21 protein-coding genes are annotated in these 25,188 nt (G+C 60.4%); 16 read left to right on the plus strand and 5 right to left on the minus strand.

What is annotated here, in order from left to right:
* Positions 1-7 precede the first annotated feature (7 nt).
* The 6 genes from nuoL (at position 8) to ACILSR_RS15245 (ending at position 9,596) form a co-directional block, all read left to right on the plus strand.
* Complete coding sequence (gene nuoL, locus ACILSR_RS15220; protein WP_395750640.1) at positions 8-1,894, plus strand: NADH-quinone oxidoreductase subunit L; 1,887 nt, start codon at positions 8-10, stop codon at positions 1,892-1,894.
* 12 nt (positions 1,895-1,906) lie between these two features.
* Positions 1,907-3,382 (plus strand): NuoM family protein, encoded by a 1,476-nt coding sequence (locus tag ACILSR_RS15225; RefSeq protein WP_395750641.1) that lies wholly within the window; start codon positions 1,907-1,909, stop codon positions 3,380-3,382.
* A 7-nt stretch (positions 3,383-3,389) separates the two neighbouring features.
* Entirely contained in the window at positions 3,390-4,865 is a 1,476-nt protein-coding gene (locus ACILSR_RS15230) for an NADH-quinone oxidoreductase subunit N (protein ID WP_395750642.1), read from the plus strand.
* Between the two features lie 73 nt (positions 4,866-4,938).
* Positions 4,939-5,559 (plus strand): hypothetical protein, encoded by a 621-nt coding sequence (locus tag ACILSR_RS15235; protein ID WP_395750643.1) that lies wholly within the window; start codon positions 4,939-4,941, stop codon positions 5,557-5,559.
* 239 nt (positions 5,560-5,798) lie between these two features.
* Positions 5,799-8,255 carry a S16 family serine protease gene (locus tag ACILSR_RS15240; RefSeq protein ID WP_395750644.1) on the plus strand — a complete coding sequence of 819 codons (2,457 nt, stop codon included), beginning with the start codon at positions 5,799-5,801 and terminating at the stop codon, positions 8,253-8,255.
* Positions 8,256-8,339: 84 nt separating this feature from the next.
* Positions 8,340-9,596, plus strand: a complete 1,257-nt coding sequence (locus tag ACILSR_RS15245) for a hypothetical protein (RefSeq protein ID WP_395750645.1) — start codon at positions 8,340-8,342, stop codon at positions 9,594-9,596.
* Here ACILSR_RS15245 and ACILSR_RS15250 read toward each other — a convergent pair whose 3' ends face one another.
* On the minus strand, positions 9,597-10,028 hold the full coding sequence (locus tag ACILSR_RS15250) for a DUF5069 domain-containing protein (protein ID WP_395750646.1): 432 nt from the start codon (positions 10,026-10,028) through the stop codon (positions 9,597-9,599).
* 45 nt (positions 10,029-10,073) lie between these two features.
* A complete protein-coding gene (locus tag ACILSR_RS15255) occupies positions 10,074-10,793 on the minus strand; it encodes a hypothetical protein (RefSeq protein ID WP_395750647.1) in 720 nt (239 codons plus the stop codon).
* 67 nt (positions 10,794-10,860) lie between these two features.
* On the opposite strand from ACILSR_RS15255, the gene ACILSR_RS15260 reads away from it, so the two are divergent.
* On the plus strand, positions 10,861-11,955 hold the full coding sequence (locus ACILSR_RS15260; RefSeq protein WP_395750648.1) for an alpha/beta hydrolase: 1,095 nt from the start codon (positions 10,861-10,863) through the stop codon (positions 11,953-11,955).
* Positions 11,956-11,970: 15 nt separating this feature from the next.
* Here ACILSR_RS15260 and ACILSR_RS15265 read toward each other — a convergent pair whose 3' ends face one another.
* A complete protein-coding gene (locus ACILSR_RS15265) occupies positions 11,971-13,119 on the minus strand; it encodes a 6-phosphofructokinase (RefSeq protein WP_395750649.1) in 1,149 nt (382 codons plus the stop codon).
* A gap of 246 nt (positions 13,120-13,365) precedes the next feature.
* Between ACILSR_RS15265 and ACILSR_RS15270 the strand changes: the two genes are divergently transcribed.
* From ACILSR_RS15270 to ACILSR_RS15280, 3 genes are all read left to right on the plus strand, one after another.
* On the plus strand, positions 13,366-14,256 hold the full coding sequence (locus ACILSR_RS15270; RefSeq protein ID WP_395750650.1) for an EamA family transporter: 891 nt from the start codon (positions 13,366-13,368) through the stop codon (positions 14,254-14,256).
* Positions 14,257-14,368: 112 nt separating this feature from the next.
* Positions 14,369-14,638, plus strand: a complete 270-nt coding sequence (locus ACILSR_RS15275) for an addiction module protein (protein ID WP_395750651.1) — start codon at positions 14,369-14,371, stop codon at positions 14,636-14,638.
* A 219-nt stretch (positions 14,639-14,857) separates the two neighbouring features.
* A complete protein-coding gene (locus ACILSR_RS15280) occupies positions 14,858-17,188 on the plus strand; it encodes a CehA/McbA family metallohydrolase (protein ID WP_395750652.1) in 2,331 nt (776 codons plus the stop codon).
* 348 nt (positions 17,189-17,536) lie between these two features.
* Here the strand turns inward: ACILSR_RS15280 and pbpC are convergent, their stop codons facing one another.
* Positions 17,537-19,789, minus strand: a complete 2,253-nt coding sequence (gene pbpC / locus ACILSR_RS15285) for a penicillin-binding protein 1C (RefSeq protein ID WP_395750653.1) — start codon at positions 19,787-19,789, stop codon at positions 17,537-17,539.
* A 78-nt stretch (positions 19,790-19,867) separates the two neighbouring features.
* On the opposite strand from pbpC, the gene ACILSR_RS15290 reads away from it, so the two are divergent.
* From ACILSR_RS15290 to ACILSR_RS15315, 6 genes are read left to right on the plus strand one after another with little or no spacing between them, the layout of a single operon-like run.
* Positions 19,868-20,110, plus strand: coding sequence for a hypothetical protein (locus tag ACILSR_RS15290; RefSeq protein WP_395750654.1), 243 nt, complete (start codon positions 19,868-19,870; stop codon positions 20,108-20,110).
* A gap of 2 nt (positions 20,111-20,112) precedes the next feature.
* Positions 20,113-20,511, plus strand: a complete 399-nt coding sequence (locus tag ACILSR_RS15295) for a putative toxin-antitoxin system toxin component, PIN family (RefSeq protein WP_395750655.1) — start codon at positions 20,113-20,115, stop codon at positions 20,509-20,511.
* A gap of 56 nt (positions 20,512-20,567) precedes the next feature.
* Positions 20,568-21,404, plus strand: a complete 837-nt coding sequence (locus ACILSR_RS15300) for a prephenate dehydratase (RefSeq protein WP_395750656.1) — start codon at positions 20,568-20,570, stop codon at positions 21,402-21,404.
* Positions 21,405-21,439: 35 nt separating this feature from the next.
* On the plus strand, positions 21,440-21,658 hold the full coding sequence (locus tag ACILSR_RS15305) for a hypothetical protein (protein WP_395750657.1): 219 nt from the start codon (positions 21,440-21,442) through the stop codon (positions 21,656-21,658).
* A 25-nt stretch (positions 21,659-21,683) separates the two neighbouring features.
* Complete coding sequence (locus ACILSR_RS15310; RefSeq protein ID WP_395750658.1) at positions 21,684-22,703, plus strand: BPSS1187 family protein; 1,020 nt, start codon at positions 21,684-21,686, stop codon at positions 22,701-22,703.
* Positions 22,704-22,739: 36 nt separating this feature from the next.
* Entirely contained in the window at positions 22,740-23,717 is a 978-nt protein-coding gene (locus tag ACILSR_RS15315) for a DUF1080 domain-containing protein (RefSeq protein WP_395750659.1), read from the plus strand.
* Positions 23,718-24,052: 335 nt separating this feature from the next.
* On the opposite strand, the gene ACILSR_RS15320 is transcribed toward ACILSR_RS15315, so the two are convergent.
* The gene (locus ACILSR_RS15320; protein ID WP_395750660.1) at positions 24,053-24,934 is read right to left on the minus strand and encodes an FHA domain-containing protein; all 882 of its coding nucleotides are present in this window, start codon (positions 24,932-24,934) and stop codon (positions 24,053-24,055) included.
* Positions 24,935-25,188: the final 254 nt, after the last annotated feature.

Consider the following 25,188-nt stretch of genomic DNA (forward strand, 5'->3'; position numbering starts at 1 on the left):
CGCCGATATGCCCGCCAGCATTCCCCTTCTGCTGCCCCTGTTCTCGGCGCTTCTCATTCTTCTGGGCCATCGCCAGCTCAAAGGGGCCGCCGTGCTCATCTCGGTCGGTTCCTCCATCATCTCCTTCCTTGCCTGCCTTGTCTTCCTCGCAGCTTCGGATGATGGCAATGGTATCAAGCCCCTCCTGCCCTTCATCGATTTCGGCTCTGTCCATGCCAACATCGATGTCATGATCGACAAGCAGAGCCGCGGCATGATGTTCATCGTCAGCTTTATCGGCATGCTGGTGCACATCTTCTCGCTCGGTTACATGAAGGATGATGAGGCAAAGCCCCGCTTCTTTGGTGCGCTCTCCCTTTTCATGTTCTCCATGACCGGCATCGTCCTCGCGGGCAACCTGATCATGATGTTCATCTTCTGGGAGCTTGTCGGTCTGAGTTCCTACCTGCTCATCGGCCACTGGTATCAAAAGCCCAGCGCCGCTGAGGCCTGCAAAAAAGCCTTCCTCACCAACCGCATCGGTGACTTCGGTTTCATGATCGGCATCCTGCTGCTCTTTGGCTTTAATAAGGGGGATGTGTCGTTTGAAAATCTGCGCGATGCCTTTGAGCAGGGCGGGCCGTTGTTTGACGTGAAGAAAGCAAATCCGGGCATCATCACCGCCGCTGCACTGTGCATCTTCATGGGTGCGGTCGGCAAGTCCGCCATGTTCCCGCTGCACGTCTGGCTTCCAGACGCCATGGAAGGCCCCACTCCCGTTTCCGCCCTCATCCACGCCGCCACCATGGTCGCCGCCGGTGTTTACATGCTGGTGCGTGTCAGTTTCCTCATTGAGGCCTCCCCTCTTGCTGCAGAAATCATCGCCGGCATCGGCTGCTTCACCGCTTTGCTAGCAGCCCTCATGGCCACGCAGCAGAATGACATCAAGCGCGTTCTGGCTTACTCCACCCTTTCCCAGCTCGGCTACATGGTCATGGCCGTCGGTGCCGTGGCCATGCACGTTCAGAACCATCATCCCATCGCTGGTGCGCATCCCGGCCATCCGGCCATGTTCCATCTCTACACGCATGCCTTCTTCAAGGCCATGCTGTTCCTCGGCTCCGGTGCCGTCATTTACGCCTGCCATCACGAGCAGGACATCTGGAAGATGGGCGGCCTCCGCAAGCACATGCCCATCACCTTCTGGACCTTTGCCATCGGCACCCTGGCTTTGATGGGTCTGCCATGGATCACCAGCGGCTTCTGGAGCAAGGAGGCCATCCTCGGCGCAGCCTATGACAGCGGTTGCAGCATTCTCTTTCACGCGGCCACGCTCACTGCCGTGCTGACCTCCTTCTACATGATGCGCCTCCTCATCGTGGCCTTCTTTGGAAAGCCCCGCACCGACTCGGCGCACCACGCCACCGAGGTGCCGGTCATCATGCTTTTGCCGCTGGTTCTGCTGGCATTTTTGTCCATCTTTTCTGCCTGGGGTCCCATCACCTCGGCGCTGCAGGCCTATGTGCCCGAGCATGAAAAGCCGCACCAGACGGTGCTGGCTGCCTCCATCCTGGCCTTCCTCATCGGCGCCGGCGGTGCCATCTATCTCTACCGCGGCAAGGACAAAGATCCCGTCAATATCAAGCTCTTCGCCAACAAGTTCTACTTCGACGAGATTTACACCGTCATCGTCCGCATTTGCCAGGATCGCCTTGCGTGGATCGTCACCGCCTTGGAGCGCGTGTTTGTCGATGGTCTCATCGCCCGCCTTCCCGCAGCCATCACCGCCCGTCTCGGCGCCGCCACCCGCATGCTTCAGGGCGGCCACCTGCAGGGTTACACCTTCCTTCTGGGCGGCGGTGTCATTGCTGTGATTTATCTTGTCGTGTTTGTGCTGCCCCATCTGGGCCATTGATGGAGAAACTGAATGAGCGTTCTTGAAATAATCATCGCACTACCGCTGCTGGCCGCTCTGGCGGTCTGGCTCGGTGCGCCTGCCCGCGCCGCCTCCCTCGGCGCCACCTTCATCAATCTCATCCTCGTGCTCTTCACGGCGGTGTCCTACATGGGAAAGACCGGCCTGGATAAATCCGGCCTCGCCTTCACCTCTTCGCGCCCCATCCTCGATAATCCCTCCCTCAGCTTCGCCGTGGGTGCGGACGGCATGGCGCTGATTCTGGCCCTTCTCACCACCCTGGTCATGCTGGCCGCCCTCTGGCAGATTGAGGACCGCCCAACGATCTTCTACGTTTCTTCGCTGCTCATCGGCGGCGGCGCTCTGGGCGCCTTCCTCACCACGGACGTCTTCTTCATCTACGCCTTTCACGAGCTCGCGCTGATCCCCACCTTCCTCATGATCGCGCTTCACGGCCGTGCAGAGCCCGCCCAGCGCAAGGCCGTCGCTTGGAAGGCCACTATCTACCTCGGTGCAGGCAGCCTCGTGCTGCTCGCCGGCCTGGCCTGGCTGGTGCTCGAGTTCAGCGGCGGCTCCAAGCTCACCTTCGATCTCATCGCCCTGCGCAACCAGGCCGCCCAGGCCCCCCTGCCAGATGCCAAGCAGGCGCAGATCTTCTTTGTGCTTCTGCTCGGCTTCGGTTCACTCGTCAGTCTCTTTCCTTTCCATAGCTGGGCCGCCCCTGCGTATGCCACCGCTCCCACACCCGTGGCCATGCTGCACTCCGGCGTGTTGAAAAAATTCGGTCTCTACGGCCTCATCCGCATCGCGCTTCCACTGCTCCCGCACGGCGTCCATGTGGAGTGGGTCCAGAATGCCCTTCTGCTGATGCTCCTCGGCAACATCCTCGTCATGGGCCTGGTCACCATCCATGCCAGCCGCCTGGATGACACCCTCGCAAACTCCAGCGTCATGCACATGGGCTACATCTTCCTCGCCATTGCCGCTGGCAGCGAGATCGCCCTGAAAGGTGCGGTCATCCTCATGTTCGCCCACGGCATCTCCATTGCCCTTCTGTTCGGACTCTGCGGTCGTATGCGCAATCAGCTCGGCACTCTGGAGTACAACAAGCTCGGCGGCCTCGCCAATCACGCACCCTCCTTCACCGTCTTGTTTGCCTTTGGCGCCTTTGCCTCCATCGGCCTTCCGGGCCTCACCAACTTCGCTGGCGAAGTGATGGTCTTCCTTGGCAGCTTCACCGATCTCAATCCCGCCGGTTTGACGAATCTCCACTGGACCGTCATTCTCGCGCTTTGGGGTGTGGTCATGTCCGCCGTTTACATGCTGCGTGCCTATCGCAGCATCTTTCACGGCTCCCCGGCCACCGGTCTTTTCATGATCGATCCCGCGCTCTCCCAGCGCGTGCCCTTCATTCTGCTCGCCACCACGCTGCTTGTCACCGGCTGCTGCCCCTGGCTGCTGCTCAACCTCATGAAATCCGCGCTGTAGTCCTGCCATGAGCGTTTTCACCATCGAAGCCGGCCTCGCCATCCTCGGACTCGCACTGCTGCTGGTCGAAGCCTTCAAGCCTGACATTTCCCGCCGCACCCTCGGCCTCACCGCCATTGCCGGCGCTGTGCTCGCTCTGGTGCTGTTCAGTTTTGTGCCCCATGACACTGCCAGCCTGCCCGGCTTCATTCAGCCCTGGCATCAGCTCGACAATCTCGCGATCTTCTACAAAGGCTTCTCGCTCGTCATCACCATCCTCGTGCTCTGGCTCACGCTGGAATGCGCACCCTACCTCTCGCGCTTCACCGTCGATGGCAAGCTCGCCGAAATGTTCAGCCTACCGCTCATCGTCTGCTCAGGCATGATGTGGATGGCCTCCGCCCGCGATCTCGTCACCGTCTTCGTTTCCCTCGAGCTAGTCACCGTCTCTTTCTACGTTCTTGTCGCCTTCGCCCGCAAGAGTTCCTTCAGCCTGGAAGCTGGCGTGAAATACCTCATCCTTGGCGCTCTCTCCACCGGCATCTTGGTTTATGGCATCGCCTGGACCTACGGTGCCACCGGCACGATGAGCTTCGACGGCATCGCCAAGGCGCTCGCCAACCCTGCCACCAGCAAAACCGCCGCCCTCTTTGGTGCCGCCATGCTGCTCTGCGGCCTCGGCTTCAAAGTCGCCGCCGCCCCCTTCCACATGTGGGTTCCGGACGTATATCAGGGCGCACCTACTCCCGTCACCGCCTTCCTCTCCGTCGGCTCCAAAGCCGCTGGCTTCGTCGTCCTGACCCGTGCGCTGGATGCCTTCCTGGCCCAGGGTTCAGTGATTGCCACGGAGGTCCAGGCGCTGCTGCTCGTCGTGGGTTCGCTCACCGTCCTGCTCGGCAGCCTGCCCGCCATGTTCCAGACCAGCGTGAAGCGTCTGCTCGCCTACTCCAGCATCAGCCACGCCGGTTACCTCCTCCTCGCGCTCGCCAGCCGCGAGAGCGCCCGCTTTGATCTTTCGTCCGGCGGCATCGTCGCCTTCTACCTTGCCACTTACCTGCCCATGACCGTCCTCGGCTTCCTCGGCCTCGGCCTCATGCGCGCCAACGGCCTTGGCGAAGAAATCAAGGACTTCACCGGCCTCGCCAAGCGCAACCCGTTCATCGCGCTGCTGATGACCATCTCCTTCGCCTCCCTCGCCGGCCTGCCCCTCACCGCCGGTTTCCTTGGCAAGCTCTTCGTCTTCATCGGCCTCGCCGACCACGGCTACTGGGGTGCCCTCAGTTGTGCCGTCATCGCCGCCGCCGCCGGCTTCTACTACTACTTCAAGACCATCCTCGCGATGTACACCACCGAAGGCACCGACGTCCCCGTCCTGACCTTCTCCACCGCCGCCAAATCCGTCGCTGGCGCCCTCGCCCTCGCCATCCTCATCCTCGGCGTGTATCCCAAGCCCCTGCAAGGTGTGCTGACGTCAGCCCCGGTCGTTTCTTCGGTCTCTCGTTGAAAAAGCCACGGCGGCAAAGTTAAAGGAGCGAAAGCATTGACGCCCCTTTTGAGAATCGAGTATTTAGCTCTTCATGAAGCGAATTCTTTGTTTCCTTGCTTTGGCCACCACTTTCTGGGTGGCTTCTCCTGTAGTTTATGCACAACCCGGCACTTCCAAAGCCGGTTTGGATGCCCTGATCGACTGGGATAGCCCATGGAGCCTCACCCCTGATAAGTTCAAAGAGATTGCCACTGCTGCTTCGAAAAAGAAATCCGATCGGGCCTACAGCACGAGAATGTCCCCCAGCGGAAAACTGAATCTAAGCATCGGCGATACGGCGGGAAGCTCTTCAGGAAGTGGCAGGCTGTCTTTGTTTGGTGGAGAAGTCCGGGTGCAGGGAATATCCGCATCCTTTGATGGAGACAAAGCCACAGGTATAGGATTTCAAATCGGCGATCACACGGGTACCAATGGCAAGAAGGCCAGTCCGGCTGAAATCACCAAGCTCAAGGCTGAACTGGGTAAGCTTACGGGCGACACTGCTCCCAAACCCTACCAGCAGGAAGTTGGCGGTGGGCATGCCCCCGTGACAGGGCAGCAATGGATCCATCGCAACTACCTCGTTCAGATGTTTGAAGTGTATCAATTCGGCCCCAATGGTTCGAGTGGAACAGGCGTTTTTAACGTGTGGATCGTGCCGTCGTCTTCATAGACCACGCCACCGTGGTGCTGAGAGAAGCGCGGTGGCATTCTCGTGGATTTCAGTCGTCGCTGTCCATCCCAAGCCCCTGCATTTGGTGCTGGTTACTTCAGTTCCGGCCATTGTCACAAACCAATCGCGTAGGCGCTGTCTATCGGGGCAGGAGAGTTGTCCAAAGGACCGCGACATGGCTATGAAACAACCACGCAAGGAAATTGACATAAGTCAGACCTTGCTGCTAAGACGCACGCATGAGAGTTTTTCCCTCGGTGTCTTTCGCCATTCTGCTGCTCGCCTCGGCGCTCATGCCCGCATGCAAGGAACAAGGAAAAAGCTCTGGCAGTTCTTCCGCGATTGCCGCATCGGATCATTTTGAAATCGACTTCGATGCGGTTTTTGAATGGAAGAAACCGTGCGTGATGAATGCCGAAGAGTTGGAAGCGAAACTCGACAAAATCGGTCCCACAACAGGTAAAAAATGGTTCGCCTTGGACGCATCCAGCCAGTTCTCGCAACCATCCCAGCTTTTCAATTCGTCGTACCGAGAAACCCACAAACTCAAATACTCAATCTTCTGCAGCAATGAGGTTGAGCCACAATCCGTCCGCGTGATGTGGGCTGACGGACAGATCTCTTATGTGGCTGTCAGATACACGGCTCAGAAAGGCGAGACCGAAGCCGCACCATCCTTGCTTGCCAGCATTGGCGAGGCCTTGGGTGCTCCGCCCTTTTCCCGCAATTCCAAAGGCTATACATGGGATAGCGAGCACTACAGCGCGAGCGCTACATTTACGCTCGCTCAGGGTGACACCATCTTTTTTGTGGTGGTTCATCCGAAGAAAGCCGGCGTGACACCTGCTGCCGCAAAACCCAGCGGCTCCGTTTCTGAGAGTTCGGTCTCTACCATGCCCAAACCTGCATCCCCCCCGGCAAGCACTCTAGATCTCCTAATCAACCTTGATGACCTCATCGATTGGAAGAAGCCTCTGTCAATGTCACGCGAGGAGTTCGAAAAGAAACTGAAGGCATTGGAAAAAATTCCGGGCCGCAAACCCTACTTTTTGGACAGTGGCACCGCCGAGTCTTCCCACGTTTTCAATCCCGATTCGATTAGTGCCTACAAACTGAGTTTTTCCATGCTCAAAGGCAGCCGCTCGCCGGTATCCATGCGAGTTGAGTGGAAAGACAACCGCGCCAGCCGTATCAATATCATCTTTCCAAGGCAGGAAAATGAATGGGATGTGGCGCCGGAGTTCATCGCCCAGCTCGATGAAGCCTTTGTGATGACGCACAAGGTCTCGCCCACCTTTCACAAAGGTTCTTCGCACTCATGGCAAAGCCCTGATTTCTTCGCTTCGATGAGCGCGAGTCCAACACAGCCCCGGTATTTCCTCAGTCTCTACAAGCCACTGGCTGCCGTTGCCTCGAATGGCACCGGCAGACCTGCCTCCGAGATTCCCACAGGCTTGCCTGCTAGTGCTCCGCCCTCGGAATCTGCCCGGACAGAGCCAAAAATGCCTGCAGCCTCCAAAGTGGAATTCCAGCCCTCTTCGCCATTATCCCCACCAGCCCGTCAAACCACCGCCGCCTTCAAGCTCCGCCTCACCCAGGTCAATGGCCTCCTCATCTCCCCGCTCGCGAACGGCGAGGAATCAGGTCACGTCACCAAAATGACCCTCACCGCATTGCCAAACCGTGGCACTCAGGAGAGCTGGCTGGAGTTCAACCAGGACGTCGGCGGCAGCATGCGGCGCGCCCTCAATGAAGTCAGCAAGCTCTCTCAACTGCGCCACGATGTCTGGCCGGTGGGCTACTCCCTCCAGATCGGTTTCGAAGACAAATACATCGAAAAAGACGGACCCTCCGCCGCTGTCGCCTGCGCCCTGCTCGTCGAGTCTGCACTCACCGGCAAAAAATGGGACCCCGCATTCGCCGTCACAGGAGATCTCAATGCCGATGGCAGCGTGCAACCCATCGGCGGCGTGCGCGCCAAAATTCGCGGTGCCACCAATGGCAGCTGCAAAATGGTCGCCGTGCCTGCCAAGAACGAGCGTGCCGTTGCCGATCTGCTCCTGCTGGACGGCCCCGCCCCACTTCTGGGCATCACCGTGTTTGGCATCAAGACCTTTGACGATGCCATGGCCCTCGCCAGTCCGGAACGCTCAGAAGGCTTGAAGCTCGCACTCGCCGACTTCGATGCCATGCGCACTGTCATGCTGCGTGATCCCAAGCAGATCATGCCGCTCCTGCGCACCCAGCATGCCGCTGCCCGCCTGCAGGCGCTGCTGTTCGTGGCACCTGATTGTTATTCCGCCAAATACCTACTCCTGCATGCCCAGGGCAGGTCTGCTCGCACCCTCTCACTCGGCGGTTCCATCGAGGCCGCGCAAAGCAGCGCCCAGGCCATCGTGAACTCCATCGACAACGACGTCGTCACAGCCATGTCCAGCCTGAAGCCCGATGAAGTCGGCACCAGCCTCAACAAGCTGCGCAGCCTCCGCCCTATCCTCGATCAACGTGTCTGGCCCTACGTCGATGCCGTCACCGATTATGGCGATGTGATCCGCAGCGCCATCCTCAATCCGGTCCGTTCCGGTGCACGCTATGTCGATCTTGTGACCAAGGCCAAAAAAGCCGCAGGCTCCGCCACGTCCGCCTTAAATATCCTCATGAACAACGCCCAGGTGCGGGAGGAACTGGGATTGTAGCAGGGATCCTGATCATGTACCCTTCAACAGTAGTTGGAGCGAAATGATTGACTCACACAGCTGCTAAGTAGTAAAATTTTCACCATGCTCCGCATTGCTTTCTCTTCTTGTGTCCTGTTCTTGACCTTGTTGTCAGGACAAATACAAGCCCAGGAACGCAAGCTGCCCGAACTCTCCGCCAACCTCGACAACTTGTTAAACTTCGCCTCCCTCTGGCAATGGTCGGCCGCCGACTTCGAAAACAACTACGTCCTCAAGCTTGAAGACCAGGAGAAGCAGCAGAAGCCCCCGCAGTTCGAATGGGTCAGCAGCGCCAAAGATCGCGCGCGCTTCTCCCGCCACATGTTCAGCAACGTAGAAACCAATCTCACCATGTTCGGCGGCTCCGTCAAAGTTGAAGAGGCCATCCTCGAATTCGTCAATGGCAAGGCCGCGCGCGCCACCATCTCCTTCTACAATCGCGGCGACTCCGGCGACATCGAAGTGAAGGAGTTCGACCGCATTTTCAAGGTCATCGGCCAGAATCTCAGCCAGGTCATGAAGGTGGCTCCCAAGCGCCAGACCCTGTCCTCCAATGCGGCGCTGCCCACCACCGGCTGGAACTGGACTTCTCCCGCGGGCATCGCCCTTCTCGAATACAACGAGTACAACACTCCAGGCAAGGTGACCAAGCCCGAGTTCCTGCGCCTGAAACTCGCCTCCCCGACCCAGGCCGACTGGAGCATGGGCAAGATGGCCGTCGGCGTGCAGCGCATGGAATTGGCCCAGCGCGTTAAAAAGACTCCCACAGGGGATGTTTACATCTCCGGCGTTCCGATGGTGGACCAGGGTCAGAAAGGCTACTGCGTCGCCGCCAGCTGCCAGCGCTTGTTCGAATACATGCGCATTCCCTGTGATCAGCATGAGATGGCCAAGCTCGTCAGTGTCGATGCCGAGAGCGGCGCCAGCATCATGACGATGCAAAAGAGCCTCGCTAAAATCGACGGCGCCTTCAAGGTCACCTTCAAGCCCCTGGTAAATCCTGAGCTTTACTACGCCGCCAATCGCAAGCGCCGCGTGTCAGAAAAAGAGTTCGCCTCCATCGTGAAGGAATACACGGACAAAGGCGTTCCGCTTCTGTGGGGACTGTCCCTTGGCGAGAAACCCGAGGATCCGCCGCTGCCGAGTGGTGGGCAGGTCAGCGGCGGCCACATGCGCATGGTCATCGGCTACAATCTCGCCAAGAACCAGATCCTCTTCACCGACTCCTGGGGGGCAGGCCACGAGCTCAAGCGCATGGCCATGCAGGATGCGTATGATGTCACCATGGGTCTCTACTCCATGGCCCCCCGCGGGCTTTGATCACGGTGCACGTCCTTCTTCGACATCCATCATGTCAAAGAAAGTCACCAGGTCCTCACGGTGGCCCAACCCCGCTTCCGCACGCTGCTTGATGAAACCTTCCGTCGCCGCATCGCGCCAGCCACGTTTGTGCATGAAACCGTTCCAGATTTCGATCTGCTCCGCTGTGGGCCGGTTGCCATTCAGGCAGCACCATTCCAGGATCTCTTCATCCGTGCCCCCTTCCAGCGTACGTGCGGAAAGTTCATTGAAATCCACGCCGAGAAATTTGCACACACGTTCATCAAACGTGCGGTTCCCCGCCATGTAGCCCAGGTGATAACCCTCGGGCAGTTTGCCCTCCTTGGCGTTGAGCCGGATTTTATCCAGGATGCGGCCAAACACGGCGATGCCGCCGACGAGATCACGAGGAGAGCGAATGGGAAATGCCATGCGCCCTTTTTAACGAGGACGCATGGCAAAGTCAATTCCCCGCCCTTACTCCGCCTTCTTCTTCGCGGCACCTTTCGCTGCTGCGGGCCTTGCGGCAGCCGCCACCTTTTCACCAGGCTTCGGCAGCGTGCCCTTCACTTCCTCCCAGGCCGGATTCAGCGTCGCCTCTTTCAGGCTGAAATTGCGGAAGTCCACCGACTGGCCGCTCACGGTAAATCCCGGTGAAGCCTTCTCCTTCAGGAACAGCTCGTTGGCGCCCCAGGCCACCAGATCATCCACCTTGCCCAGCATCTTGTCTCCCACCATCTCCAGCCGCACCTTGTGCCAGCCCTCGCCCAGCTCCGCAGGGAAGCGTGCAAACACCACCGCCTTGTCCGGCCCTTCGTGGTCATTGTCATCGCGCTGAATCGCCACCGACTTCGGCGTGATCATGATCCGCGCCATGTGGTCCTTGATCGCATTGATGGAAAGGCTCGTCGCCTTGGCACCGGAAAACTTGAATTCATACTCGATCACGAAATCCGTCAGCTTGTTCGGCAGCCGTGTCACCGCGCCATGCTTGTCCGCCTCGAGCTCAGAGCCGCGCAGGACGCCATCCGCCGGTTTCCATTCGCCTTTGGCCGCTTTCCATGGCGCGCCTGCACCATCGCTGAGTTTGTTTTCATAGATGACCTTGCCGGGGATGGCGAGGAGCGGCTTGTCCTCGGCGCGTGCGCCAAAAGCAGCCAGAGCGAGGGTCAGGGTGAGCAATGTGGTAGGTTTCATGGGACGGTGTGAACGAAAGGCAGCCGTCCTTGTTGCGTGAAATTTCCTGTCCTGATACAACCAGCGCATGCGCACGATCACGGTCTGCCTCATTCTCCTGCTCGCCCCTATGTACGCCGCCGAACCCAACCCCGCCGCCGAGGCCTGGCTTGCCAAAACCAAAATCGCACCACCCCTGCAGGTGCCATCCTCCCTCGGCACATGGCGGCAGCAGCGCGCAGAAATCCGCGCCAGGCTCGGCGAACTCCTCGGCGATCTCCCCCCACGCCCACCCGTCTCCGCCTTTCAAATCATCAGCCGCGAAGACAAAGGCGCCTACACCCTGGAAACAATCCAGTTCGACAACGGCGCCGGCGAAATCGTCAAAGGCTACGTCTTCCTCCCCAAGACCGCCACACCCCAAAGCAAAGCCCCCGCCATCCTCTACTGCCACTGGCACGGAGGCCAGTACGACATCGGCAAACAGGAGCTGCTGCAAACCAACGCCACCCCCATAGCCGCGGGCCCCGCCCTGGCAGAGGCCGGTTATATCGTCCTCGGCATCGACGCTCCGTGCTTTGGCGAGCGCAACGGCCGCGGCCCCGACGGCCCGCAGCAGAAAGGCGGCAATGGCGAGATGACCGCCGCCAAATTCCACCTCTGGGCGGGGCGCACCCTCTGGGGCATGATTCTGCGTGATGACCTCACCGCCCTCGACTACCTCTGCTCCCGTCCCGAAGTCGATGCCTCGCGCATCGGCGTCACCGGCATCAGCATGGGATCCACCCGCAGCTGGTGGATCATGGCGCTCGATGATCGCCCCCGCGCCGCCGTCTGCGTCGGCTGCATGACGCGCTACGAAGAGCTCATCCGCGCCGGCATGCTCAAAGCGCACGGCATCTACTACTTCGTCCCCGGCATGCTCAAGCACTTCGATACCGAAGCCGTCATCGCCCTCGCCGCACCCCGCCCCATGCTCTTCATGACCGGAGATCAAGACAGCGGCTCACCCACGGACGGCGTGCGCCACATCGGCGCCATCGTCAGCCAAATTTATGCCCTTCACGGCAGTGACACCGCATCGCATTTCGAAAACCAAATCTACCCCGACGTCGGCCACGTCTATCTCCCCGAGATGTGGGACAAGACGGTAAAATGGATGGCCCGCTGGGTGAAAAATTGATTCGCGCCCGCTCGCCTACCACGAGCTCAGATCATCATGCAGCTGCTCCATCTCCCGTGAGAAGGCCGCACGCTCAGGCATGTCAGGCTCGCCGTAAGGCACGATCTCAATGACGTTCTTCCGCAGCGCCGTGATGCCACTGCTGCCGTCCGTTTTCTGAATGGTGTTCCATGCACAGTCGGCAAAACGTGCCGCCAGCAGGCAGTCCTGCGGAGTCGTGTGGCCGCCACGTTGCAGATGGCCCAGCACGGAAGGACGCACCTCCAGATCAGGGAAGGGGGCTCCGGCGCGCTGGAAGTACTGCTGGAAGGCATCCATCAGCACATAGGCGCGGTTGCGTTTCTGCGGCGGGTCAAATTCCACACCCTCCGCCACCAGCACGATTGCATGGCCGCGGCCGCGCGTCATCGCACCTTCGATCTTCGCCGCCAGCTTCTTCATCGCTTCTTCGTTCAGCGCGCCCGACTCCGGTGTGATGATCATTTCCGCGCCAGAGGCCAGGCCCGCCATGCGTGCCAGGTCACCGCTCGCACGGCCCATCGTTTCCAGCACCATCACGCGGCGGTGGCTGCGTGCTGTGTCGATGAAGTGGTCCACCGCCCACACCAGCGTGTTCACCGCGGTGTCCACTCCCAGCGCCATGTCTGTAAACTGCAGATCATTGTCGATCGTGGCCGGGATGCCGATCACGCGCAGGTCGCTCTCCTCCGCCAGAAGCCGCGCGCCCGTCAGCGAGCCGTCGCCGCCCACCACCACCAGTGCCCGCACATTCAGGCCCTTCAGCAGCTTGATCACACTGTCTCGCACCTTTTTCTCATGAAATTCCAGGCAGCGGGCGGAACCGAGGATCGTGCCGCCTTTGCCCATGATGCCGCTCACGCTCGCGTGGTCCATCTGGATCACGTGCAACTGCTCCGAGATCAGCCCCGCGCGCCCCGTGTGGGTGGCGATGTCGTTCTTCAGCTTCACCATCGCTTCCGGATCATCATTCACCGCCCGTGCAGTGCGCACCAGGCCGCGATAGCCGTCCCGAATACCCAGCACGGCGATTTTTTCACGGTTCAGGCCCAGGCGCACAATGGCACGCAGAAAGGCGTTCATGCCGGGCGCGTCACCACCACTGAAAAGTACGGCGACGGATTGTTCGGGAAAAGTAGCGCTCATGGAAAATAGGTTGGAGGGGATTATTTGCTTAGCGAGCACCGCTCACCCTGCAAGTAACGGCTGATGTCCATCGAAATACCGGAGGCCGAATGTCAATAAGTCCTGCTTTCCGGCCCTTTCGGCATTGTTTTGCTTCGCGCACCCTCAGGGCTCAATTTGTTCATTTGTCTCGCGTCGCCCGGCTCGTCATCCCGCATTCGTCATTCCTCCCCTTGCCCAGCCCTCCACTGCGTGGTTAATGCCTGCGTGTCCCCAGCCTTCGCCACCACGCTTTTCCCGCTCGTCGCCGCCCTCCTGTATGCCTTCGGCGCCCTCGTGCTAAAGCGCTCCAGCGATCTCGGCGTCGGCCTCTGGCGCACCACGTTTGTCGCAAATTTGATCGTCGCCGGCCTCTTCTCCCTCCTCTGGCTTCTCGGCGGCCCCCCGGTGGAAAAAGAAATGCTCTGGCAGCCCGGCGTCATTGCCATGTGCCTCTTCATCGGCCAGCTCTCCCAGTTCCTCGCTTTGGAAAAAGGGGACGTCTCCGTCGCGGTGCCCGTCTTTGGTTTGAAGGTCATCCTCGTCGCCTTCTTCACCCCCATCCTCATTGGCGAATCCGTCAGCCTTAAGCTCTGGATCGCCGCCTTCCTCAGCGTCCTCGGCATCACCTTCCTCAATCGTAAAGACGCCGGCCAGCCCCCGCGCCACCTGTTGATCACCTTCATTGCTGGAGGCATCGGTGCCATCGCCTTCGCCGTGTTTGACGTCCTCGTGCAAAAGTGGGGTCCCGCGTGGGGAGGTGCCGGTCGCCTTCTTCCCTGCATTTTCTGGATCAATGCGCTCCTCTCCTTCGGCCTCATCTTTCGCTTCTCCGCACCTCTGAGCGCCATCCGCCCTCAGGCCTGGCCCTGGCTCGCTGGCGGCGCAGTGCTCCTCGGCACTCAGAGCATCATCTTCGTCAGCACCCTCGCCATCTACGGCAAGGCCACCTCCGCCAACATCGTGTATGCCTCCCGTGGTCTCCTCAGCGTTGCCCTTGTATGGATGATCGGCCACTGGTTCAAAAACGCCGAGCAGCACCTCGGCCCCATCGTCATGCGCTGGCGCCTCGCCGGAGCGTTGCTGATGATGAGCGCCATCGTGCTGGTGGTGGTGTAAAAAGCCGCAACAGCGTCCCCGGAGTGCGGCGCTTCAGCGCCGCTTTCGAGCGTCCCAAGACAGCCAGCCAGACATCCTTCCATCCTCCTCGCGCTAAACCACGAAGAAGCCGTTGCCAATCACCCTGCCGCGAGCCTCTTTTCTCCATGATCCTGGAAACTCTCCCGCCATCAGTGCGCTCACCGTGGATCAAAAACTGCGGCTTCTGTCTGATCTCTGTCACGACGTTTCGCGTGATGGCACCATCACCCCCGAGATTGCGGCATTGCTCGACGAGCGACTTCAAGAACACACGGCAAATCCAACCGCCGTCCGCAGCACCGAGCAGGTGACCTCAGGCATCCAGGAACTCAAGAAACGCATCGCGGCATCCCGCCCATGACAGCCTTCTGGACCCTCGGCGCTGACGTTGATGCCCATCGCTTGCGCTCTCACCCACACCCAAGCCCGCAGGGCTGTCACAACCGTAGCCGTGGGTGAAACCCACGGGTAACCGCACGCGACAAATCTGTGAGCACGCGGAACCGCGTAGCGGTGACACAAGACCTCCGCAAACCATCTGACCCGCAAGCCGCCCGCCACACAGCGCGTTTGTAACGCCATGAAGACCTCACTCCGGTTGGCTGCATTCCTGTTCTGCGGATCCCTCGCAAACTCCGCTGTCACCGCCCACGCCGCCGAAGTCCCTCCCCAGCCCTTCTTCGCCGCGACTCAGCGTCTCATCGATGCCACCGCCTTCCTCGGCTCTCCCTTCACTCCCGCAGAGCTCTCCACCCTCCACGCCTGCATCCAGGCCCACGACGTCGCGTCCATCGCCAAAGCGCAAGCCGTCCTCGACTCTCACACCCTCTTCCACGTCACCATCACACCTGAACAACGCGTCAAAGTCGAGCGCGGCACCGCCAAACCCACCCTCGATGAATCCGGCTGGCGCCAGTACCTCGTCCGCGTCGAAAACGAAGCCGGTGTCACCGCCAAGCTCGCCGCCACCAGCCCGCAGGCGAGGGAAGTGTACGTCAAAGGCTCCCCACCCGTCGCACCACACGCCCAGCCCCGCGATCCCGGCCAGCCTCCGCTCGCTGCCCGCTGGCTGGACATGCACATGTTCGACTCCCCGCCGCTGCAGCCCACGCTCAGCGGCCTCGGCCTCGAGTACCGCATCATCCAGCTCTACAGCAGCGAGCCCGGCAAACGTGAAGCCACCTTCAGCTTCGACACCGGCCAGGGCACGCAGGACCTCGGCTTCCGTGCAGAAACCAGCATCCTCTTCGATTGCCAGCCCGCGCGTGAAGTCACACTCAGCATCACCGACGAAAACAACAAGCCCTGCTTCGCCGAACTCCTCATCAAAGACCACGCCGGGCGCATCTACCCCAGCCAGATCAAACGCATCGCCCCCGACTTCTTCTTCCACCCCCAGATCTACCGCGGCGATGGCGAAAAAATAAAACTCCCCGACGGCGACTACGACGTCACCTTCCGCCGCGGCCCCGAATCGGTACCCGAACAGCGCACCGTGAAAATCACCGGCGCAAACACCACGCTCAAATTCCAGGTCCAGCGCTGGATCGATCCCAGCAAGCTCGGCTGGTGGAGCGGTGATCACCACATCCACGCCGCCGGTTGCGCGCACTACTCCGTCCCCACCATGGGCGTGCATGCGCCAGACATGGCCCGCCATTGCATGGGCGAAGATTTGAAAATCGGTGCCAATCTCACCTGGGGTCCCTGCTTCGATTACCAGAAACAATTCTTCACCGGCACCGAAGACAAAGAATCCCGCTTCCCCTTCCTGCTCCGCTACGATGTGGAAGTCAGCGGCTTCGGCTCTCACAAAAGCGGCCACCTCTGCCTGCTGAAACTCAAGGAACAAATGTACCCCGGCGGCGACAGCACCGCCCACTGGCCCACCCTTTGCCTCAACACTCTCAAGTGGGCCAAAAAACAAGGTGCACTCTGCGGCCCCGCGCACAGCGGCTGGGGCCTGCAACCTCTCGCCGAAAACGATCCCGCCCGAAAACAAAACTACAAGCTCGGCATCCCCAGCGCCACCGACGAACTCCCCAACTTCATCATCCCGCCCTTCAACGGCATCGGCGCCAACGAATACATCGTCGATGTCACCCACAGGGTCGAAGGCCCGGACGGCAAACCGGTGCCCGCCGTCGATTTTCTTTCCACCGTGGACACTCCGCACACGTGGGAGCTGAACATCTGGTACCACACCCTCAATGCCGGCTTCCGCACTCGCATCAGCGGAGAGACCGACTTCCCCTGCATCTACGGCGAGCGCGTCGGCCTCGGCCGCGCCTACGTCAAGCTCGACGGCCGCCTCACCTACGACGCATGGTGCGAAGGCATCCGCTCAGGCCGCGCCTATGTCAGCGATGGCAAAAGCCATCTCATGGACTTCAAAGCCAACGATCAGGAACTCGGCGTGAACAACAGCGAACTCAAACTCGCCAAACCCGCCACCATCAAGCTCACCGCCCAAGTCGCCGCCCGCCTCGATGACAAACCCCATCCTGAAATACAGTCCGCCCCCGTCGACCAAAAACCCTTCTGGGATCTCGAACGCGCCCGCATAGGCACTTCCCAAAACGTCCCCGTCGAAGTCATCGTCAACGGCGTCTCCGTCGCCCAGAAAAACCTCCCTGCCGACGGCACCACCCGCGACATCACCTTCGACGTCCCCATTTCAAAAAGCTCCTGGGTCGCCCTCCGCATCCGCGCCAGTTCCCACACGAATCCCATCTTCGTCATCGTGAATGACAAGCCCATCCGCGAAAAAACCAGCCTCGAATGGTGCCTCAAATCCGTCGATCAATGCTGGTCCCAAAAAGAAGCCCTCATCGACCCCAAAGAACAAGCCGATGCCGTCGCAGCCTATGAGCACGCCCGGCAGGTGTATCGCGAAAGATTGGCGGAGTGATCCATCGAATATCTCAAATGCATGCTTGGCCAGCCCGACGGCAGAAATTGCATGCTGGCCATCGCGAACCCGCCAGTGAAGTGGTCCGCACACTCCGTGTGCGGTTTCTGGGCAGTCAGTCGCCCTGCGGAAGCGTTTAACGATTCAATAGCCCGCAGGCCCAAACGCGAATCCCCTCTCCCCATCGATGATATCGTAACGCCCAAAGATCCCTATGGGGAGAGGTAAGGGTGAGGGGCCATCCCCATGCGGCAAAGAACAGCGTAAACGCTGCTCCCATCGGAGTGCATCACTTAATAACAAACTGCTCGAACTCTGCCCACGGAGAGCCGTCCGCAGCCCAAGGCGCTACTCCTCCCTCACAATCACAAACGTCCTCTCCCTCATCCCACCCGCCTCCTCCCTCGCCTCGATCTCGTGCCTCCCCGGCTTCAGAATCGCGAACGTATGCGCCCCCTCGCTGCGCAGCTCCAGCGTCTCACAGCTCCACTTCACCTTCTCACCACCCACCGCCTGCAGCAGCAGCCGGCTTCCGTTATTCCGAATATCCGGATCCAAAATCACGACTGTTCCAGGAATGGGATTCGTGATCTTCAGCACCGCCCGCGCCTCCGTCTCCGCCGTCGTCACCAGATCCCCCAGCCAGTTCCCGCCGCTGCCGATCCACCCCGCATACTCACGCGGCAAAATCGCCCGCCCCTTCGCATCATAATCCCCCGCCTGCGCCAGCGGCGGCAGCTTCCCTGACACAAAAAAATCCTCGCGGCTCACCCGTGCCGGCGGCGACTGCAGCGTCAGCCGCCTCCCTGTTCGCGGATCAATCCGCGCCCGCACGATGTCCTTCGGCATGGCATACCAGCTCATGGCATGCCTCTCGTTAAGGTGCAGCATCACATCCTTAAAAATCGGCCCCGCACCCGTCACGCCGCTCACATCCTGCATCGGTGTGTTGTCAAAATTTCCGGCCCAGACACCCACGGTGAACTCCGGTGTGTAGCCCACTGTCCAGTTGTCGCGAAAGGTCGAGCTCGTCCCTGTTTTCACCGCGCATTTAAACGGCAGACGCAGCACCGACCACCCGCCGAACGCCATCTCCCGCGCCTGATTGTCGCTGAGGATATCCGCGATCAGCCAGCTCTCATTCTCCCCCAGCAGCCTCCGCTCCTCCGCAACCCCATCTTCCTGCCGCAGCGTCCACCGCTTGTACTTTCCCAGCCGCGCCAGACACGCATACGCATTCGCCAGTTCAACAAGCCTCACCGAGGCATTCCCAATGGTCAGCCCCAGGCCGTAGTGCGCCGCGTCTTCATTCAGCGTGCTCAGGCCCAGCTCCCGCAGCTTCGGCAGCAGCGTCTCCGCACCTCCGATCGAGTCCAGCACCCGCACCGCCGAAATATTCAGCGAATTCCCCAGCGCATACCGATACGTCATCGGCCCATAGCTCCGCAGCGAAAAATTCTCCGGCTTGTACGTCCCCGACGCCGTGCCAAACTCCACCGGCAGATCCGCCACAATGCTGGCCGCAGTCGCCCCACGCTCAAACGCCATCAGATAGGTAAACGGCTTCATCGCCGATCCCGGCGAATGCGGGGCCCATGCCCCGTTGAGCTGCCCGCCATCCTTGGCAAAAAAGTCCCGCGACCCAGCCAGCGCCCGCACTTCACCCGTCGCATTCTCAATGATGACCACGGCCGCATGCGTCACATGCCGCCCCTTCAGCATCTCCAGCCTCGCCGCCATGATCGTCTCCACCTGCTGCTGCAGCGGCGCATCCAGCGTCGTCCGCACTTTTCCTTCCTTCGCCTCCCCCCTCAGCATCTCAATCGCATGCGGCGCCTCAAACCCACCGCTGAAGCGTTGCAGCACGACCTTCTGATCCAAAGCCACACGATGCGCCTCATCACTCAGCCAGTGCAGCTCATGCATCTTGTCCAGAATGCGCCGCTGCCTCGGCAGCACCCCTTCAAGATTTCGAAACGGGTTCAGCCGCGCCGGCGACTGCGGCAGCGCCGCCAGCAGCGCGCACTCCGCCGGCGTCAGATCTCCCAGCGGCTTGTGAAAATACCCCGACGCCGCCGTTGCCACACCCGTCATCAGATTGCCGAACGACACCCGGTTCGCATACGCCGCCAGCACCTCCTCACGCTTCCACGACATCGCCAGTCTGCGCGCCCGCAGCGCCTCCACCACCTTCACCCACAGCGTCCGCTTTCCACTTTGCGGCGTCGTGTTCTTGATCAGTTGCTGATGAATCGTCGAAGCCCCCGAAACAATTCTACCACTTCTCGCATTGTCCCATCCCGCCCGCGCCACCGCGATCAAATCAATGCCCCCATGCGAAAAGAACCGCTTATCTTCCGCCGCCAGCAGAGCATGCACCAGCGCCTCCGGCATCTCCGCATATGCCACCGGCGGTGCAGCGCGGTTGCCATTCTCATCCAGCAAATGCCGCAGCGGTGTCCCATCCCGCGCCAGATAAATCGTCGAAGACATCGGCGCCCTCATCAGCTCCTCCGGCAGCGCCACCAGCCACGGCACTCCCCACCACCCCACTGCCATAGCAAGCAGGGGGGCGAGAAGAGATTTCCAGCGGCGGCGCATGAACCAATCAACGCGAAGTGGAGCTGAAATCCACACCCTCCTGCTTGCGAAAAGCAGACGAATGCAGCATCTTTCATCATGAGCGCTTCCACGGCCAACCTAAACCCGCAAGAGCTGCGCCCGCTGTTGCATCAGAAATTAGATGCCTTCAGCGACAGCGCCATTGCCGCCGTGAATGATCTGCTCATCGAGTTCGAACGTCGCTGGCTGTTTGCTCAAATGAGCGAAGAGGCCGAAGCAGATCGCTTGGCGGGCAGGCATGACCCGGCGCTGATTGAGCAGGCGGTGCGCACGCATCGCTCCAGGCATCCCTACGCCTGAACATGCGCGTGGTTCTGGACACCAATGTGATGCTGCAGGCCCGCGCCGCTGGCCATCCCTATCATCGCATCCTGCAGGAATGGATAAACCTTCGGTTTTCCCTGGTGGTGAGCACGGAGATAATGCTTGAATACGAGGAAGTCATCACGGACATGGCCGGCCCCGCTCGATGGAACATCTTGGAAAAATTGCTGAACATTTCCAGCAACGTGGTCCGAGTTTCACCCACCTATCGTTTCCATTTGGTTCCAGGTGATATTGATGACAATAAATTTGCCGATGCTGCCGTGGTTGCGGAGGCCGAGTACATCGTCACGGCCGACCACCACTTCCGAGCGATGCAGGGGAGTGGCTTTAAGCCGCAGGTGCTTACCCCGGAGGATTTTATCGCATCGCTCTGACGCAGACGACTCAGCTTGACCATCGCCCGCCACCACCGCAGCATGCACAGCCCCGCATGACGCCCCCATCGCCCACCATTGCCTGCCTCGGCCCCGAAGGCAGCTTCTCGCATCTCATCACCCAGATGCGTTTCCCCGGCGCCACCGTCTCCCTCCGCGACAACATCGCCGACGTCTTTTCGTTCCTCTCTACCCACCCCGACGTCCAGGGCATCGTCCCCATCGAAAACTCCTCCGGCGGCTTCATCATCGACACCGTGGACCGCCTCGTGGACACCCGCAGCACCCTCTCCATCCTGGAAGAACTCACGCTCGATGTGAAGCTCGCCCTCCTCGGCAGGGCAGGGGAGTCCATCACCTCCATTCACTCCCACGCCATGCCCTTCTTCCATGGCGACGACTGGCTCAAGGCCAACTACCCGGACGTCAAACGCGTCGTCGAGCCCAGCACCGCCAAGGCCGCTGAAAAAGCCGTCGCCACTCCTGGTGCAGCCGCCATCGGGCCGAGACAAAACGCCGAGCGCCACGGCCTGCAGATCCTCCATTTCCCCATTGCCGGCGAGGTGCCAAACATCACGCAGTTCTACCTCATCGGCCACACCGCAAACACCCCTTCGCTCGATCACAACCGCACCGCCCTCGTTGTCGAGCTCCCCGACCGCCCCGGCAGCCTCTGCCGCTTCCTCACGCCGCTTAGCGAGAACAGCATCAATCTAAAGCGCCTGGAGTCCCGCCCCATCCGCGGTCAGCCCAACAAGTACCGCTTCTACATCGAGATCGAAGGCTCCACTGCCGACCCCCGCGTCCAAAAAGCCCTCAATCAAACCCGCGCCGATGGCGCGACGATTCGCAGCGTAGGATCCTTCTCCGCTGACCAGCGCTTCGAGTCATGAAAATTGGCAGGTAGATCAGAGTTTCGCTAGCAGCCATGAGCCTGGATGATTCCAAAGTTGTGTTTCCGTTGCTCTTGGCTTGGGAGGACGGCTCACAGCAGCTTTTTGCAAACCGAGCGGCATTGGAGTGCGACCTTGAAGACTTTGACTCAGAAAAAGAGCTGAGCTGCAAGATGGTTGATGCCGAAGGTTATGAAGTCAGTATCAAGATCTCCATGACATGGCTTGAACGTTTGCAGCGCTTGCGTCTGTAAGCATCACCACCATTTAACCAACTCCATGAAACCCCTCCTCCTCACCACCCTCCTGGCGCTCTCCGCCAGCCTCACTTACGCCGCGCCCACCATCTCCAAACGCGCCAGCGAGATCGACCCCCGCGCCAAAGAGCACCCTGAAATCGACTTCGTCTTCACCGACAAAAAAGGCAAGCCGCAGGACATGCAGAACGCCAGCGTGGACACCAGCGTCAAGCTCCAGGGCAAGCTCGTCATCTGGCTCATGGGCCACAACGCGACCTTGTTCGAGCGCCTCAACAGCTACGGCCTCCACGCCATCCAGCCGCACTACGCCAACAAATGGTTCGGCATCATCCCTGCCGCACGGCGCGATGATGGCAAGACACTCGGAGACATCCGCCTCGAAGCCACCACCGGTGAGGACCACAGCGACCTCGTCAGCATCCCGCAGCCCGATGGCATGATGGAGCGCTCCTTCCAGTTCGTGAAATGGCTCGCCAAAGAGCACCCCGAAGGCAAGTGGGACCAGTTCATCAGCGAAGACGGCAAAGGCCTCCGCTGGGACAAAGTCATCGTCTCCGGATCCTCCCACGGCGCAACATCCTCCGCCCGCTTCGCCAAACATCAGAAAGTTGATCGCGTCGTCTGCTTCTGCGGTCCGCGCGACAACTACGACTCCTGGCAGTCCCTCCCCTCCGCCACACCGGCCAACCGCATCTTCGGCTTCAGCCATGTCCTAGATGGCGGCTGGACCGGCGACCACTACTGCCGCTCCTGGGAAATGATGGGCCTCAATCAGTTCGGCCCCATCGTGAACGTGGACATCAGCGCCCCGCCCTTCCAAAACACCCGCCGCCTTATCACCGATGCCGACGTCAAAGGCGATGACAAACGCGCCCACAGTTCCGTCACCCCCGGCGGTGCCGCCGTGAAAGACAAAGATGGCAAATTCATCCACGAAGCCGTCTGGCACTACCTCTTCAATCACCCCGTCGATCAAACCGGCACCCCCACCCCCGCCGATCCCGACTGCGTGAAGGATCAGCAGAAGAAATCCCGTTAATTCCCGCCCAACTCAATCCTCCAACCCGCTCCCATCATGTTGCTCTCGTATCGCTCCCTTTCCGTCGCCGCCGTTTTCAGCCTCAGTTCCCTCCTCAGCGCCGCTGACAATCCCTTCATCGGCCGCTGGGCCCTCACCATCCCTGGCGGCGGCGCAGGCTGGCTTGGCGTGGAGTCCAAAGACGGCGCTCTCACCTCCAGCGTCCTCTGGGGCGGCGGCAGCGTGGTCCCCACCACCAGCACCAAGCTCGATGGCGATACCCTCATCGTCACCCGCGAGCAAAAGAACAAGGAAGGCAAGCTCAACGCCACCGAAACCATCACCGCCAAAGCCGATGGCGATGTCCTCAAGCTCACCACCGCCAAGAAAAACGCCGCAGGCAAGGACATGGGTCAGCCCCAGGAGTTCACCGGCAAGCGCATCCCCGCCGTCCCCGCAGCCCCCGACCTCTCCAAGGTGAAATTCGGCGAGCCCATCCAGCTCCTCAATGGCAAAGACCTCACCGGCTGGCGTCTTCTCAAAGAAGGCGTCGACAACGGCTGGAGCGTCGTCGATGGCATCCTGCAAAACCGCGTGGTGAAGGCCAAGGACAAGCACTTCGGCAATCTCCGCACCGATGCCGAATTCGAAGACTTCAATCTCAAAACCGAAGTCCGCACCCAGGAAGGCAGCAACAGCGGCATCTACCTCCGCGGCATTTATGAAGTGCAGGTCATGGAGAGCTTCGGCCAGCCTCTCGATTCCCACCACATGGGCGCTCTTTACAGCCGCATCACCCCAAGTGTCGCTGCCGAAAAGCCGATCGGCGAATGGCAGACCCTCGACATCACCCTGGTTGATCGCCACCTCACCGTGATCCTCAACGGCAAGACCATCATCGACAACGCCCCCGTCCTCGGCTGCACCGGCGGCGCCATGAGCAGCGATGAATTCAAGCCCGGCCCGATCTACCTTCAGGGCGATCACACCAACGTGGACTACCGCAACATGGTCCTGCGCCCGGTGGTGAAGTGAGGTTTGCACTCCCCGTCCGCTGCCCTGGCCTCTGACGGCCAGGGAGCAGGCTCCGTCGTAGGATGGGCGTGGCTTCGGCCCGCCCGTCCACCAGCGCTTTTCAAGGCCCATTCCATACAGCCTTCCAGCGCTGGTAGGGCGGGCTGTCCCAGCCCTCAGTCGCCGGAGATCATCATGTTCTAGCCAAAGATAGCCTTCTGACCGGCAATGAGATCGACGAATCGATAGGTCGCCGCTCTCGCACCTCTTTCGCAAGCCGGCGAAAAGTTTCACACCCTGGATGCCCCGGCCATCTAGCGTCTAGAACCTGGGATCGAGCATCTAGGATCCTGCTCTCACAGCCCCAGCCGCTCCTTCACCGTTTTGATCGCCTTGTGCCGGTTGTCCACGGCGAGCTTTTTGAAAATGTGCTCGTTGTGCCGGTTCACCGTATGGATGGCAATGTCCAGGATCTGCGCGATCTCCGGGTTGCTCTTGCCCTCGCACACCCAGTGCATCACCTCGGCCTCCCGCACCGTCAGGCCCAGCGTTTCCAGCCGTTTGATGGAGATCTTCGCCACCTCCACGCGCACCAGCAGATAGAAGCGGTCATCCTTGCAGCGTGCCAGCGAAAGCACCAGACGATGATCCTGCTGCTCCATCTCCAGCGGCGGTGAGACTTTCTCATTCAGGTCCGCCAGCTTCTGCAGCCATTGGCGGATCTGTGGCGGCAGAAAATAATGCGCTCCGCCGGGCGCACGCTCCAGGGCTTTGCCAAAAAACCAGTGGGCCGCTTTGTCGCCTTCGATGATTTCGCCCTTTTCCGTCACAATCAGCAGCTCGCACGCCGCGGAGGACGTCGGCGCATCGCTGAGTGTCTGGGGTGCGAACTCCGTCGTCTTTCCCAAAATGGAGCTGTGGTGCGGCGCAGGCTGCGCGGCATTGTAAAAACTCAGGCGCTGGTTCGCGATGCGGATTTCATCGCCGTTCCGCAGGCGCCTCGCGCAGTTCAGCCGCAAGCCGTTGACCACGATCCCGTTGCGGCTCCCCAGATCATTGATCCACCAGTCGTCGTTCAAATTCATCAGCACCGCGTGCCGGCGCGAGGCCTGCACATTGTTGATCGGGATGTCGTTGTCAGAACGGCGGCCGATGAAGCAGGGGCCTGAGAGTGTGTGCTCTCCTCCACTCCATTTGAGACAGGCTGGTTGGCCCTGCGTACCGGCATTCACTGGCATGCTTAAGAATGTGCGCAGTTTCACACAATGTGCAACGCATGCGAAAAAAATTCGCAGGTATTGGCAGGTCTGCCAATAGCGCATTTTTCACTCCCATGGGAGAGGTGGCGCGGCACTTCCCCGCACTCATGAAAACCAATGTTTTGGAATCTGTTCAGACACGCTCATCGCGGGCGTGTTCTGTGTCTGCCAGTGCTGCTGCCAGCAGGCTCCCCTGCACCCCCCTCGCCTCGGGTTCGCAGCGCCCTTTCTGC

This window comes from Prosthecobacter sp. (assembly GCF_044222565.1).
Classification (GTDB): Bacteria; Verrucomicrobiota; Verrucomicrobiia; order Verrucomicrobiales; family Verrucomicrobiaceae; genus Prosthecobacter.